14 protein-coding genes are annotated in these 13,884 nt (G+C 37.3%); 9 read left to right on the top strand and 5 right to left on the bottom strand.

What is annotated here, in order from left to right:
- The first annotated feature begins 1 nt into the window (after position 1).
- Both B5488_RS17360 and B5488_RS17355 read left to right on the top strand, forming a co-directional pair.
- The gene (locus B5488_RS17360) at positions 2 to 874 is read left to right on the top strand and encodes an aldose 1-epimerase family protein (protein ID WP_079736404.1); all 873 of its coding nucleotides are present in this window, start codon (positions 2 to 4) and stop codon (positions 872 to 874) included.
- 80 nt (positions 875 to 954) lie between these two features.
- On the top strand, positions 955 to 2,049 hold the full coding sequence (locus B5488_RS17355) for a DUF748 domain-containing protein (RefSeq protein ID WP_079736403.1): 1,095 nt from the start codon (positions 955 to 957) through the stop codon (positions 2,047 to 2,049).
- A gap of 119 nt (positions 2,050 to 2,168) precedes the next feature.
- On the opposite strand, the gene B5488_RS17350 is transcribed toward B5488_RS17355, so the two are convergent.
- Together B5488_RS17350 and ytxJ are read right to left on the bottom strand one after the other, a co-directional pair.
- Positions 2,169 to 2,411, bottom strand: coding sequence for a hypothetical protein (locus B5488_RS17350; protein ID WP_079736402.1), 243 nt, complete (start codon positions 2,409 to 2,411; stop codon positions 2,169 to 2,171).
- Positions 2,412 to 2,504: 93 nt separating this feature from the next.
- Entirely contained in the window at positions 2,505 to 2,894 is a 390-nt protein-coding gene (ytxJ, locus tag B5488_RS17345; RefSeq protein ID WP_079736401.1) for a bacillithiol system redox-active protein YtxJ, read from the bottom strand.
- A gap of 180 nt (positions 2,895 to 3,074) precedes the next feature.
- Between ytxJ and clpB the strand changes: the two genes are divergently transcribed.
- Together clpB and B5488_RS17335 are read left to right on the top strand one after the other, a co-directional pair.
- Positions 3,075 to 5,645: an ATP-dependent chaperone ClpB gene (clpB, locus tag B5488_RS17340; RefSeq protein WP_079736400.1), complete on the top strand. Its 2,571-nt coding sequence runs from the start codon at positions 3,075 to 3,077 to the stop codon at positions 5,643 to 5,645.
- 29 nt (positions 5,646 to 5,674) lie between these two features.
- Positions 5,675 to 6,913, top strand: coding sequence for an IS256 family transposase (locus tag B5488_RS17335; protein WP_079733433.1), 1,239 nt, complete (start codon positions 5,675 to 5,677; stop codon positions 6,911 to 6,913).
- Between the two features lie 211 nt (positions 6,914 to 7,124).
- Here the strand turns inward: B5488_RS17335 and B5488_RS17330 are convergent, their stop codons facing one another.
- Positions 7,125 to 7,310: a CsbD family protein gene (locus B5488_RS17330; protein ID WP_079736399.1), complete on the bottom strand. Its 186-nt coding sequence runs from the start codon at positions 7,308 to 7,310 to the stop codon at positions 7,125 to 7,127.
- A gap of 120 nt (positions 7,311 to 7,430) precedes the next feature.
- Between B5488_RS17330 and B5488_RS17325 the strand changes: the two genes are divergently transcribed.
- Together B5488_RS17325 and B5488_RS17320 are read left to right on the top strand one after the other, a co-directional pair.
- Positions 7,431 to 8,525, top strand: coding sequence for an esterase-like activity of phytase family protein (locus B5488_RS17325; RefSeq protein WP_079736398.1), 1,095 nt, complete (start codon positions 7,431 to 7,433; stop codon positions 8,523 to 8,525).
- Between the two features lie 4 nt (positions 8,526 to 8,529).
- Positions 8,530 to 9,069, top strand: a complete 540-nt coding sequence (locus B5488_RS17320; RefSeq protein ID WP_079736397.1) for a SixA phosphatase family protein — start codon at positions 8,530 to 8,532, stop codon at positions 9,067 to 9,069.
- Positions 9,070 to 9,134: 65 nt separating this feature from the next.
- On the opposite strand, the gene B5488_RS17315 is transcribed toward B5488_RS17320, so the two are convergent.
- Both B5488_RS17315 and B5488_RS17310 read right to left on the bottom strand, forming a co-directional pair.
- Entirely contained in the window at positions 9,135 to 10,520 is a 1,386-nt protein-coding gene (locus tag B5488_RS17315) for an NAD-dependent succinate-semialdehyde dehydrogenase (protein ID WP_079736396.1), read from the bottom strand.
- Positions 10,521 to 10,649: 129 nt separating this feature from the next.
- On the bottom strand, positions 10,650 to 11,393 hold the full coding sequence (locus tag B5488_RS17310) for a DUF6503 family protein (protein WP_079736395.1): 744 nt from the start codon (positions 11,391 to 11,393) through the stop codon (positions 10,650 to 10,652).
- Between the two features lie 161 nt (positions 11,394 to 11,554).
- On the opposite strand from B5488_RS17310, the gene B5488_RS17305 reads away from it, so the two are divergent.
- From B5488_RS17305 to B5488_RS17295, 3 genes are all read left to right on the top strand, one after another.
- Positions 11,555 to 11,989 (top strand): lipocalin-like domain-containing protein, encoded by a 435-nt coding sequence (locus B5488_RS17305; RefSeq protein WP_079736394.1) that lies wholly within the window; start codon positions 11,555 to 11,557, stop codon positions 11,987 to 11,989.
- Between the two features lie 194 nt (positions 11,990 to 12,183).
- Positions 12,184 to 12,648 (top strand): SsrA-binding protein SmpB, encoded by a 465-nt coding sequence (smpB, locus tag B5488_RS17300; protein WP_075326275.1) that lies wholly within the window; start codon positions 12,184 to 12,186, stop codon positions 12,646 to 12,648.
- A 7-nt stretch (positions 12,649 to 12,655) separates the two neighbouring features.
- Positions 12,656 to 13,831, top strand: coding sequence for an MFS transporter (locus tag B5488_RS17295; protein WP_079736393.1), 1,176 nt, complete (start codon positions 12,656 to 12,658; stop codon positions 13,829 to 13,831).
- Positions 13,832 to 13,884 lie beyond the last annotated feature (53 nt).

The raw sequence follows: 13,884 nt of genomic DNA, 5'->3' as shown, positions 1-13,884 counted from the left end.
AATGCACGAATTACAGAATGAATTTCTAAGTATAAAAGTCAATCCCATTGGTGCTGAATTATCCAGCCTTAAAAACCTGGAGACCGGAATTGAACATTTATGGCAGGGAAATCCCGAATTCTGGGCAAGCCAGGCGCCAAATTTATTTCCGGTAATTGGTGTTTTAAAAGAGGGGAAATTCATTTTTGAAGACAAAGAATACAAAATGCCAAAGCACGGTTTTGTTAGGCATAACGAGAATATTCAGTTAAAAGAAAAAACAGAGAATAAATTGGTTTTTCAATTGGCGTATTCTAAAGAAACGCTGGCGATCTTTCCTTTTAAATTCCGTTTTGAAATTTCTTTCCAATTAAATAAAAAATCGCTCACTGTACATCATAAAATTTCTAATTTAGATGATAAACCTTTGTATTTTTCGTTAGGCGGGCATCCTGCGTTTAATGCCCCTATTAGTGAAAATGAAGTTTACGAAGATTATTACCTCGAGTTTGATAGAAAAATGGATCTTAGAACTCACGTTTTATGTGAAAACGGACTGGTAAGTGATAAAACTGTAGGAATTTTAGATAATGAAGATAAAATTAGATTGCATAAAGAGCTTTTCGCTAAAGATGCACTGATTTTAAAAAAAATTCCTTCAAAAAAAATAGCCTTAAAAAGTAAAAACTTGGGTACCGTTTTAAGCGTGGAATATAAGGATTTTAAGAATTTAGGCATTTGGGCGAAACCGGGTGCACCATATGTTTGTATAGAACCCTGGTTGGGAATTGCTGATGTTGAAGGTACCGATCAAAACCTAAAAACCAAAGAAGGAATTGAAACTCTTGAAGCCCAAAAAACCTTTGAAGCTTCCTATACAATTCATATTAATTAGCATTTTTTTATAAGTATTTTTAAAAAATTTTTAACTTAACATACTGATTATTAATCTCATTTTAGCATAAAATACTGCGCATGAGTGATAATGGGAACAGAAAAAAATACCGTAAGAAAAGGTATGTATTGCCTATTCTTATTGTTTCGTTATTAATTATTGGCAGGATCGCACTTCCTTATATTTTAGAAAATTATGTTACCAAAACTCTTAATAATATTCCCGGCTACGAAGGCAGTGTTTCAGATATTGATCTATCCCTTTGGCGTGGCGCCTACCAAATAGAAGGTTTAATCTTACAGGAAGAGAATTCCCAGGGAGAAAAACCACTTTTAGACTTTCCGTATAGCGATATTTCTATAGATTGGCGCTCTTTATTTAAAGGAAAGATTGTTAGTGAAATTGAAATGCAAGATCCTAATTTCAATTATATTTTCGAAAATCAGGAAGAGGAAGATGAAGCAGATGTTGAAGATTGGACTGAAGCCCTCACTAATTTGGTACCAATAGATATCAACCATTTTGCAGTGCATAACGGGACTGCGAATTTTGTAGAAGTATCTGCCGATCCACAAATCAGCTTGTTTTTAAAACAGATTAGTTTGGAAGCGCATAACCTTAGTAATGTTGTGGACAAAGAGAAAGAACTTCCCTCCCACTTGTGGGCCAATGCTGTTTCTATGGGTGGTGGCGATGTTGAAATTCACGGAAATTTAAATTTGCTAAAACAAATCCCTGATATAGATATGGAATTTAGCCTGAAGAAAGCTGAAGCCACGTCTTTAAATGATATTACCCGCCGATATGCCGGAGTGGATTTTGAAAGTGGAACCTTTGAATTATATAGCGAAGTTGCTATAGCCGACGGATTTTTAAAAGGTTATATAAAACCGATGTTAATCAACACAAAACTTCTTTCAAAGAATGACGAAGGCGGTTTCTTTAAGACATTATGGGAAGGTTTCGTTGGTTTCTTTAAGTTTGTTCTTAAAAACCAGGGTACCGATACTCTGGCTACTCGCGTTCCTTTGGAAGGAGATTTAAATAAGGTGGAATCTGGCGTTTGGACAACAGTTTTAAACATTTTTAAAAATGCCTGGATAGAAGCTTTCAAGGGTTCTATAGATAAAGATATTGAGTTTGAAGACGCTAAGCAGGAAAGCGTAGAAGAATAGTCTTATTATAAAAATCAGTAAAATACCTCACAGCATTAAATCTTGACTATCGGGTAAAAGATAGAACTGCTTCAGTTTTGCTCGAATACAGAGGTTTAATAAAGCAGTTCTTTCTCGGTTTATCGCTTATCTTTCTTTGCGGTTTTTTCCTTCTGGGCTTGATCCATAAATTCCCGCTCTTCCCGGGCACTGGCTTTTTCGCTTTTTGAATCTTTTTTACTATTTTTCTCAGCTTTATCTTTATCCCTTTTGCGTTCTTTTTGTTTAAGATCACGAAATTCTTCCTGCTCCCGGTCTTTATCCTCCTGTTTTAAAGACTCCCAGTTCTCCTCCATTTTCTTAATATCTTCCTTCTTAGCCATTGTTTTTTAATTTATTGGTTTTCGTAGATAAAAGATACAAAGGCAATTCCATCAAACTCAGGTTGCCAGCAGTTTTAACAAGAATTTATTTTTTTAGGCTAAATCCTCCAATTTTGTAGCATCAATATCCTGATGAGAGGCATGGTGTACTACTTTTTCATCCCTTAAAACAATAAACTGCGGACTTTCGTGTCTCACGCTCAATTCATCTGCCACCGCATTAGAAACATCCCGATGTTTTACCAAATCAAGAAAATAGAGTTTTATGTTTTCGTTTTCCTGGTATTGTTTTTCAAAATTTCTAAGCACCATTCTGCTAATACCGCATCTCGTAGAATGCTTAAAAATCCCAATTAATTTATCTTTAGATTCCTCTTTGGCAATTGTAATCTGGTCTTTATCGGTTAAATCTGTCCACGGAATTTCAGATTTCTCCTTCGTTTCATCCCCATCACTTTTAAATATTTTATCTAGTAAGCCCATAGTTTTTTCTTTAGTATAAAATTAATTCTTAATAAATTTAATCTTCTCCTCAAATCAAAATTATTTTCAATATTTTAACCCAAGTGTCAATTTGACGTTAATTTCTGAATAAAATCAGCCAATTTGTCTTAATTTTTTAATGGTATATCAATTGCTTTATTCTTCTCAAAAATAACAACTATGAACTTCAACAATTTTACTATAAAATCACAGGAGGCAATTCAGCAAGCTCAACAACTTGCGCAGGAATTAGGCCATCAGCAAATTGAAAATGAGCATATTTTTAAAGCAATAAGTATTGTTGACGAAAATGTAGCTCCTTTTTTATTGAAAAAGCTCAATATTAACGTCAACCTCTTTAACGAAATTCTGGATAAAACCTTACAGAGTTTTCCGAAAGTAAGCGGCGGCGATATCATACTTTCACGCGAAGCAGGAAAATCGGTTAACGAAGCTTCTACCATCGCAAAAAAAATGAAAGATGAGTATGTTTCTATTGAACATCTTATCCTCGCCATTTTTAAGTCATCAAGCAAAGTGGCCCAAATCTTAAAAGACCAGGGAGCGACTGAAAAATCCTTAAAAGCAGCGATAGAAGAATTACGAAAAGGCGATCGTGTAACTTCCCAAAGCGCAGAAGAAACCTATAACTCTTTAGATAAATACGCCAACAATTTAAACAAAATGGCCGAGGAAGGAAAACTGGATCCTGTAATTGGCCGAGACGAAGAAATTCGTAGAATTTTACAAATCCTTTCCCGAAGAACCAAAAACAACCCAATGCTGGTTGGGGAACCGGGAACCGGTAAAACGGCAATTGCCGAAGGTTTAGCGCATAGAATAATTGCCGGCGATGTACCAGATAATCTTAAAAACAAAGTAATCTACAACCTGGATATGGGAGCGCTTATTGCCGGTGCAAAATATAAAGGTGAATTTGAAGAACGTCTTAAAGCGGTAATAAAAGAAGTGACCTCCAGCGATGGGAATATCGTTTTATTTATAGACGAAATTCACACACTGGTTGGTGCCGGTGGTGGCCAGGGCGCAATGGATGCTGCGAACATTTTAAAACCTGCTTTAGCGCGTGGTGAACTTCGAGCAATTGGTGCAACTACCTTAGATGAATACCAGAAGTATTTTGAAAAAGATAAAGCCCTGGAAAGAAGGTTTCAAAAAGTAACGGTAGATGAACCCGATACAGAAAGTGCAATTTCCATTTTACGTGGGATTAAAGAAAAATACGAAACTCATCATAAGGTTAGGATAAAAGATGAAGCGATTATCGCGGCGGTAGAACTATCGCAACGCTATATTACCAACCGGTTTCTACCAGATAAAGCCATTGACTTAATGGATGAGGCAGCTTCTAAACTGCGTATGGAGATTAATTCTAAACCAGAAGAACTAGATGTTCTGGATAGAAGAATTATGCAGCTTGAGATTGAAATTGAAGCTATTAAGCGTGAAAAAGATGAATCTAAATTAAAAGTGCTTCGGGCCGAATTGGCTAACTTAAAAGAAGATAGAAACGAGTTGCATGCGCGTTGGCAGAATGAAAAAGGTGTGGTAGATAATATTCAGAACTTAAAATCTGATATTGAAAATTTTAAAGCTGAAGCTGAACGCGCCGAACGGGAAGGAGACTATGGAAAAGTAGCTGAAATTCGCTATGGAAAAATCAAAGAGGCCCAGGAGAAACTGGAAGTATTACAAAAAACCGTAGCTGAAAATCAGAATGAAAAATCCCTAATACAGGAAGAAGTAACTAACGAGGATATCGCTGAGGTTGTTGCAAAATGGACCGGAATTCCGGTTACCAAAATGTTACAAACCGACCGTGAAAAATTACTAAAACTGGAAGACGAACTGCATAAACGTGTGGTTGGGCAGGAAGAAGCAATAATTGCCGTAAGTGATGCTGTAAGAAGAAGTCGTGCAGGATTACAGGATCAAAAAAGACCAATTGGTTCTTTCTTATTCCTGGGAACCACCGGAGTTGGAAAAACCGAACTTGCAAAAGCCCTGGCCGAATATTTGTTTGATGATGAAGCTGCGATGACGCGAATTGATATGAGCGAATACCAGGAAAGACATTCGGTGAGTCGTTTGGTGGGAGCACCTCCGGGATACGTGGGGTATGATGAAGGCGGCCAGCTTACCGAAGCTGTTCGAAGAAAACCTTATTCTGTAGTGCTTTTAGATGAAATTGAAAAAGCGCACCCAGATACTTTCAATATTTTACTGCAAGTATTGGATGAAGGCCGATTAACCGATAACAAAGGGCGCCTGGCTGATTTTAAAAACACCATTATCATTATGACCTCAAATATGGGAAGCCATATTATTCAGGATAAATATGAGAATATGAAAGACCTGGATACAGCAATGGAATCGGCTAAAACTGAAGTTCTGGCGTTATTGAAGCAAAACGTAAGACCTGAATTTATAAACAGGATAGACGATATTATCATGTTTAGTCCTTTAACGCAAAAGGATATCAGGAAAATTGTTTCACTTCAGCTTAAAGGTGTTAAGAAAATGCTGGAGAAACAGCATATTGTTTTAGATGCCACCGAAGAAGCAATCAGCTATCTTGCCAGCCGAGGTTTTGATCCACAATTCGGTGCAAGACCGGTAAAAAGAGTGGTGCAGCGAGAAGTTCTCAATAAACTTTCAAAAGAAATTCTTGGCGGCAATATTAAAACCGACAGCATTGAGGGTGTAATCTCAAGTCTGTCTAGACTTTGAAAATTAAATTAAAATTTTTAGACTAGATTATGACACAAGAAGAGATTAAGGAATTAAAGGAAAAAGCATTAAAACAATTTTTATCAGGAGAATCCCTAACCGGCAAAAACGGCGCTTTTGCTCCAATGCTTAGGGAGTTTATGGAAGAGGCCCTGGAAGCAGAAATGTCTTCGCACCTTTCCGATGAAGAAAAAGGCTCAAAAGCAGGTAATAAGCGTAATGGCAAAGGCAAAAAGACCCTAAAGAGCAGCCAAGGGGACGTCACCATTAACACGCCCCAGGATCGTAACAGTACCTTTGAGCCGGAGATCGTAGCGAAACGCCAGCGTATCCTGGCCGATAATTTAGAAAAGCAGATTATAGGCATGTACGGGATGGGCAATAGCCTGCGGGATATCTCAGCTCATATAGAGGAAATGTATGATTCCAAGATATCCACACACGTTCTAAGTGATATTACGGACCGGGTGATTCCCAAGGTTAAGGAATGGCAGGATCGCCCCTTGGAGCCGGTATATTGCATCCTATGGCTCGACGCGATGCACTTCAAGGTACGCGAAGAAGGCAAAGTAAAGCACAAGGCCTTGTATAATATTTTAGGAATAAATAAAGCTGGAAGAAAGGAAGTGCTGGGTATGTATATCTCGGAAAGTGAAGGGGCCAATTTTTGGCTTCAGGTGCTGACCCAATTAAACAACCGTGGCTTAAAAGATATTCTGATTGCCTGTACGGATAATCTTACGGGCTTTAGTGAAGCCATTCATTCTGTTTATCCCAAGACTGATATTCAGCTATGTATTGTCCACCAGATCCGCAATAGTATGAAGTATGTGGCCAGTAAGGATCAAAAAGATTTTATGAAAGACCTTAAACTGGTGTACAAGGCTGACACCAAAGACCAGGCTGAATCGGCTTTACTGGATCTGGAAGAAAAATGGGGCAAAAGATATCCCATAGTGATCCGTTCCTGGAATGATAACTGGGACCGATTGAGTGCTTATTTTGAATATACCGCACCCATTAGAAAACTCATATACACCACAAATGCCGTAGAGGCTTTTCACCGGCAGGTAAGAAAAGTAACCAAGACCAAAGGCGCTTTTACCAATGATATGGCACTATTGAAGCTGGTTTACCTAGCTACCAGAAGAATTGAAAAGAAATGGAACGCCCCACTGCAGAACTGGGGTTTGGTAGTTCAACAATTAGCTATTAAATTTGAAGGTCGGCTAGAGTTGGACTTAGCCACCAATGAAACGAAAAACTAAAATTTTCTTCTCCCGGGGGTACCCCCGGGAGAAGAAGCAGACAGAGTTGAGCTAACACTCCCACAGCATTATTCTCATAGATGAATTTGATGATCAACTGGTATTTAGAAATGAAACTAAGCCGGTAGAAACCGAATAGTTTTTCAAAAAAACCATAAAAAAAGGCTCGGAAAAATTTTCCCGAGCCTTTTCTCTTTTTCATAGTTGCGAGTTACATACTATCTATCTCTTTTTTCAATTCTTCCTTGGTCTTACCGGTTTTTTCCTGTAAACGGCCAAGCATCTCATCAAATTTTCCTTCAGAATACGTAGTATCATCGTCGGTCACATCGCCATACTTTTGCTTAAATTGACCTCTAACTTGTTTCCACTTTCCTTCTAATTGATCATTATTCATAATATATGGTTTTAGATGTTAATTATATTACCAATTTAAGATTTGCATTCCCTTTAAACTCTCAAGAAACTCCCATATTTCTCTTAAGGATTTGTTATTTTTGAAACCTAAAATCTCTTGATGCAAAAACTTCTTTTATTCCTTGTAGCTATAAGCCTTTTTGGCTGCGCTACAACGAAAAATATTGACAATTCAAATATTAAATTGCGTTATTTAGACGATGTGGTAATACCACAAAATCTGGAAGTTGAAGGGACAAAAGTTGGCGGACTTTCGGGAATTGATTATTACGACGGAACTTATTACCTGGTTTGCGATCAAGCTTCTAATCCAAGAATTTATAAAGCTGAAATTCCATTACTAAATCGTTCTATAGATACCGTATTAATTACTGAAGTGGTACAATTAAATAAAAACAATGAGTTTTATAAAAAACACACACCCGATTTAGAAGGAATTAGATTTGATGCTGAAAAAAATCAACTGGTTATTTCGGCTGAAGGTTCTATTCAAAATGGTAAAGATCCCTCAGTTTTTCATATTTCTACTGAAGGGGAATTTCTTTCAGCTTACAAAATTCCGGAATATTTTACAGCTTCAGGAGAGCAAAAACCCAGAAATAATGGTGTTTTTGAAGGGATCGCCGAAAGTTTTAATAAAATCGGATATTGGGTTGCGATGGAACTTCCGCTGAAAAAAGACGGACCTAAACCTAAAATCTTCGCTACAAACTCCCCGATTAGAATTACCAAATACGATAAAAATACACGAAAGGCAGAGAAACAATTCGCTTATAAATTAGACGGAATTTCAAAATTGCCCATCAATTGGTTTGCGGTAAATGGTGTTACCGAAATTTTAGAATATGCTGAAGATAAATTCCTGGTTTTGGAACGGGCCTACTCTGCCGGCTATGGTTCTAACGGAAATACGGTAAAGATTTTTGAGGTAGATGCTTCTAAGGCTACCAATACTTTAGAAATGGAAAACCTCAGCAAATCTAATTATCAGTACGCAGAAAAAAGATTGGTTTTCAATTTTAAAACGGTTAAAAATTTTCTCACTGAAGAAACTATAGACAATATTGAAGGAATGACCTTTGGCCCCGATTTACCTAATGGACAAAAATCTTTAATGCTGGTTTCAGACGATAATTTTAGTAGCTTTAGTGATCAAATAACCCAGTTTATACTTTTAGAACTGGAAATAAATTAAAAATATGCGTTACTTTTTATTATTCAGTATTGTATTATTAACCTCCTGCAATTTTGGAGATAAGGAACCTGAAGAAATTATGGAAGATGCAAAAGATCCTTCAGAAGAAATCACGACTTATTACTTTATTCGTCACGCCGAAAAAGACACTACCGATGCTAAAAACGAGGATCCTGAACTAACTGAAGCCGGCCGAAAAAGAACCCAGAACTGGGTAAAAACATTTCAGGATATAGACTTTGACCTTATTTATAGTTCAGACTATAAACGAACATTAAATACCGCCCAACCCATTGCTAAATCTAAGAGTAAAGAGGTTAAATTCTATAATACAGAGAAATTAAACGATAAAGAATTTCAGGAAAGCACTAAGAATAAAACAGTTTTGGTAGTGGGTCACAGCAACCTCAATCCCGAATGGGTAAATTATATTTTAGGAAGAAAAAAATACCAGGATCTTGATGAAAAAGTCTACGGCAGTTTATTTATAGTGACCATTCATCCAGATGATTCCAGGACTTCGCAAGTTTTATATTTAGATTAAAAAAAAATGTAGTTTAAAAACTAAAAGCCTTCAAACTACATTTTTCTATAAGCATAATTGGAAAATTATCCGTTTAGGATATTAATCGCTTTGGCATTTACAAATTCTTTAAGTCCGAAGCCACCATGTTCACGGCCGTAACCTGAATTTTTCACGCCACCAAAAGGCATATTTGGTTGTGCGAGACCGAAAGAATTGATGAATACCATTCCGGTATCAAAATGTTTGCTGGCCAGTTCTACGGCTTTATCAACATCTTCAGAGAAAATACCACCTCCAAGTCCGAAGCGGCTATCATTAGCAATTCTCATTGCATCTTCATCATCTTTAGCTTTTATCAACGAAGCAACGGGACCAAAGAGCTCATCGTCGTAAGCGGGTTGTCCCGGTTTAACGTTTGCTAAAACGGTAGCAGGATAATAAAAACCATCACCATCAGGGATATTACCGCCACAAAGTACAGCAGCACCCTTTTTTACACTGTCTTCAACCTGCCCGTGCAATTCTTCCCGTAGATCCTCTCTCGCCATTGGTCCCAGGTCGCTGTCTTCGCTGGTTGGGTCCCCGGCCTTTAAATTCTTCATCTTTTCTACAAAAGCTTCTTTAAATTCATCGTAAACTTTTTCGGTGACCACAAAACGTTTAGCAGCAACACAGGTTTCGCCATTATTGTAAACTCTACCTTTCACGCACCATTCCACTGCTTTCTTAATATCGGCATCTTCAAGTACTAAATAAGCATCGTTTGAACCAAGTTCCAGAACAGTTTTCTTAAGGTTAGCACCTGCTTTTTTACCAATTATTTTTCCGGCTCCGGGGCTTCCGGTTAAGGTTACACCTCTAACAAGATCGTGCTCAATTATAGAATCTGACTGGTCGTGATCTATTAACAGCACTTTAAAAAGGTCTTTTGGCAAGCCGGCTTCCTTAAATATTTTTTCAAGCAGTAATCCAGAACCGGTAACACTTTCAGCGTGTTTCAATAAAACTCCATTTCCTGCCATTAGGTTAGCAATTGTGTATCTAATTACCTGGTAAGCCGGGAAATTCCAGGGCTGGATGCCGTAAATTACACCAAGTGGAGAATAAGTAATTATTCCGCGACCACCATCTGGCAATTCCCGTTCTTCATCTTTTAAGTTTTCAGGACCATTGGCTGCTGTCCATTCACAAATTCCGGCGCAAAGATCTATTTCCTGCTCTCCCTGTTTGAGTAATTTACCCATTTCGGCAGTCATTAATTTCACCAATTCAGATTTGTGTTCGGTTAACTTCTCACCTATTACTTTTATTACCTCAGCTCTCTGTTTTGGAGATTTTTCACGCCATTTTAAAAATGCCTGATGACATTCTTCCACAGCATCTTTTGCTTCCTGGTCTGTAAAATAATCGTAAGTGTCTAATTCTTTTCCCGTAGCCGGGTTAATGGTTTTCAATGTTTTCTCTTTCATAACTATTTTTTTGGAAATTTAAAGTTATGAACTGAGGCAAAGAATGTGAACTAAGGCGTTGTTAAAGCTTTTAAAACAACGCGTTAATTAGGAAGAATTAACAGATGTACGTAAGAAAATTCTTCAGGTTTACTCCAAAAGATTCACTTCAATATTCCTGTTTTCAATTTTGGAGAGTAATTCCAGTTGCCTGGCTTCATAAAGATCATCCAATTGTTTTAACGGGGTATCCAAATCATCGGTTTTATAGTTTTCGTAATCTACAAACCTAATTCCTTTAATAGTTCTTGGGTTATAAGCTTTTCTAAAACGTAGCCCACCATCATTCACCTCAAAACTATAAGCCAGGTAATCTACATTGTAATTTTGAGTATCAATCCAATACATATATACATCTTCGTGATCTGCGCCCCCGCCTTCAGCATTAAAAGTAACTTTCACTTCATAATATTCTTTATTATGAACAGTGTCTTTTCCTATTAATTCTTTATTTACCGCGGCATCGTTTAAACCGAATGGTAACTGAACAAAATAGTGAACAGAGTTAACCGAGTTGGCATACACATTTTTCATAGAATCTGAAAGTTGCACCATAGTATCCTTATAATACCGCGTAAAACCTTCATTATTTACCACATCGCGATATTGAGTGCCGGTAGAATCGGGCAGGATACGCTTTAATTCAAATTTTCCGCCTTCTCTTATACTTTTGTAGGACCCTTTTCTAAAATCGAAACTAATTTCGGCATTATTATAATTTTCTCCACCTGCATTTTCAATGGCCTTATCTATAATTTGCTGTACATTTTCTTGTTTAGAATTACAGGCAAAAGTTACTGCTATAATAAGCACTCCTAAAATGTATTTTTTCATCTTTAAATTATAAATATTGAAAGGTTTTGAGATATCAAAATTGTTTGCAAAGGTAAATAAAATGCTGAACTGACACGTTACATAAGTTACATATAGAAGTCGTGAGATTACCTTATTTCGCTTTCATTTTACTATTTTGCAGCTTCTAATCAAATACACCTATGAAAAAACAAATTTTACTTTTCGCATTTTTAAGCTTTGGATTATTCACCGCCTGTGATTCAGATGATGATTCACCCGAAGAACCGCAACAAATAAATGAAAATTTAGTGGGCACCTGGTATATTGACGCCATGATCGTAGAGGGCGAAGAAATACCTTATAATGATCACGAAGATTGCGGTAAAGATTATGTTGAATTCAATGAAGATGGAACTTATCGGCAGGTTGATATCTGGGGTTGTGAAGAAGACGTTGATGCCGAAGGAACATATACAGCAAACGAAAATAGCATTTCACTCACGTTAACTGATAGCGAAATGGTTGTTCTGGATATTGTTACTCTAAACTCTGAAACGCTTTTAGTTGAAGGAATGGAAGATTTTGATGAAGATGGTGAGGAAGAAGTAGTACAACAGCGTTTTACCAGGGAGTAAGCTGGTAATTCTTCGTAAAATGCCTCGGGACAAGCCCACGAGGCATTTTATAAGAAAAACATTTTGATTCGGGGCATCCCGATGCTTCGGGACGGAGCATTTAAATCTCGATTATCGAGTAAAATCGTTTTAAAGTGTTACGAATTCTGTAAATACAGGTAAAGTTTCTGTAAAGCTTCCTATTTTTGTTTCTTATGAAGAAGACCAGCAATACTATAAATATAAAAAATCGAAAGGCCCGGTTTGAGTATGAAATCCTCGATAAATACGTGGCCGGGATTAAACTGGCCGGTACCGAGATAAAAGCCATCAGGCAGGGAAAAGCGTCTATAGCTGAGAGTTTTTGTGAATTTCAGAATCACGAATTATTCGTAATTAATATGCACGTTGAAGAATATTCTCACGCCACGCATTTTAATCATAATCCTAAAAGTGAACGGAAACTCCTATTACAACGTCGCGAATTACGAAAACTGGAAAAAGAAGTAAAGAATTCCGGACTAACCATAATTCCGCTTCGCGTTTTTATTAACGATCGCGGGCTGGCGAAAATGCAAATTGCATTGGCAAAAGGTAAAAAGCTCTACGATAAACGAGAAACGATAAAAGACCGCGAAAGCAAAAGGAAATTAGACAGGATTAAGAAAGAATACAAATAGTATCTGGATGCAGCCGGCAAAACAGATTCTACCACTAATAGTTTTTTCCCAGTTTTGCTGCACCTCGCTTTGGTTTGCCGGGAATGCCGTAATGCCAGAGCTTTACCTCAACTTTAATTTAAACAACGAAGCGCTGGGGCATTTAACCTCTGCGGTGCAATTCGGTTTTATTTTAGGCACGCTCATCTTTGCTTTTCTTAGCCTGGCTGACAGATTCTCACCTTCAAAACTCTTTTTTATTTCTGCTGTTTTTGGCGCGATTTTTAACCTGGGAATCGTTCTGGAAAACAATAATTTAAACTCCTTGCTTCTACTGCGTTTTCTCACCGGATTTTCACTCGCCGGAATTTATCCCGTAGGAATGAAAATTGCTGCAGATTATTATGATAAAGGACTCGGAAAATCGCTTGGTTACCTGGTAGGTGCGCTGGTTTTAGGCACAGCATTTCCTCATTTTTTAAAAACTTTTACCGCCACCGAAGCCCTGCCCTGGCGATGGGTGATTATGGCAACTTCTGGTTTCGCGTTCCTCGGCGGACTTTTAATTTTCTTGTTTGTTCCCAATGGCCCGTTTAGAAAAGCAAAGGGGAAGTTTAAAGTAAATGCTGTTTTTAGTGTTTTTAAAAATAAAAATCTGCGTAGCGCCGCTTTTGGATATTTTGGCCATATGTGGGAACTTTATACATTTTGGGCTTTTGTGCCTATTATTTTAGCCATGTATAAGGTCTCATTTTCCGAAAGCAATTTTGATATTCCTTTTTGGTCGTTTATAATTATAGGAATTGGCGGACTTTCGTGTGTGTTGGGTGGTTATATTTCAGAATTTGTTGGGGTAAAACGCACCGCCGCTATTGCTTTGTTTCTATCAGGTTTATGTTGTATCATTTTCCCCTTTATTTTTCTTCAGCCCTCAGCAACAATACTTATTGCATTTTTATGCTTTTGGGGAATTGTAGTAGTAGCAGATTCTCCTTTATTCTCAACATTAGTAGCCGGCAATGCTCAACCAGATATTAAAGGAACAGCACTCACCATTGTGAATTCAATTGGTTTTGCCATTACTATTCTCAGTATTCAGTTAATTACTTTTTTAAATCAATTAGCACCGGTTTATAGCTTGAGTTTACTCGCTATAGGGCCAGCCTTAGGTTTGTTTGGATTATTTCAGAAGAAAAAAGTTTAATTTACAGCGCTCAGCAGCTTCCATAAACTATAATTATTTTGTCTATTTTGGTT

It is taken from the genome of Salegentibacter salegens, from assembly GCF_900142975.1.
Lineage (GTDB): Bacteria > Bacteroidota > Bacteroidia > Flavobacteriales > Flavobacteriaceae > Salegentibacter > Salegentibacter salegens.
The sequence above is the reverse complement of the archived record's forward strand: the minus strand, read 5'-3'. Positions and strand labels throughout refer to the sequence as shown.

Bases quoted from the DNA above. Each gene is read 5' to 3' on its own strand.
- B5488_RS17335 (WP_079733433.1), top strand. From the start codon at position 5,675: ATGACACAAGAAGAGATTAAGGAATTAAAGGAAAAAGCATTAAAACAA.
- B5488_RS17330 (WP_079736399.1), bottom strand. From the start codon at position 7,310: ATGAATAATGATCAATTAGAAGGAAAGTGGAAACAAGTTAGAGGTCAA.
- B5488_RS17360 (WP_079736404.1), top strand. From the start codon at position 2: ATGCACGAATTACAGAATGAATTTCTAAGTATAAAAGTCAATCCCATT.
- B5488_RS17305 (WP_079736394.1), top strand. From the start codon at position 11,555: ATGAAAAAACAAATTTTACTTTTCGCATTTTTAAGCTTTGGATTATTC.
- B5488_RS17315 (WP_079736396.1), bottom strand. From the start codon at position 10,520: ATGAAAGAGAAAACATTGAAAACCATTAACCCGGCTACGGGAAAAGAA.
- B5488_RS17325 (WP_079736398.1), top strand. From the start codon at position 7,431: ATGCAAAAACTTCTTTTATTCCTTGTAGCTATAAGCCTTTTTGGCTGC.
- ytxJ (WP_079736401.1), bottom strand. From the start codon at position 2,894: ATGGGCTTACTAGATAAAATATTTAAAAGTGATGGGGATGAAACGAAG.
- B5488_RS17310 (WP_079736395.1), bottom strand. From the start codon at position 11,393: ATGAAAAAATACATTTTAGGAGTGCTTATTATAGCAGTAACTTTTGCC.
- smpB (WP_075326275.1), top strand. From the start codon at position 12,184: ATGAAGAAGACCAGCAATACTATAAATATAAAAAATCGAAAGGCCCGG.
- clpB (WP_079736400.1), top strand. From the start codon at position 3,075: ATGAACTTCAACAATTTTACTATAAAATCACAGGAGGCAATTCAGCAA.
- B5488_RS17355 (WP_079736403.1), top strand. From the start codon at position 955: ATGAGTGATAATGGGAACAGAAAAAAATACCGTAAGAAAAGGTATGTA.
- B5488_RS17320 (WP_079736397.1), top strand. From the start codon at position 8,530: ATGCGTTACTTTTTATTATTCAGTATTGTATTATTAACCTCCTGCAAT.
- B5488_RS17295 (WP_079736393.1), top strand. From the start codon at position 12,656: ATGCAGCCGGCAAAACAGATTCTACCACTAATAGTTTTTTCCCAGTTT.
- B5488_RS17350 (WP_079736402.1), bottom strand. From the start codon at position 2,411: ATGGCTAAGAAGGAAGATATTAAGAAAATGGAGGAGAACTGGGAGTCT.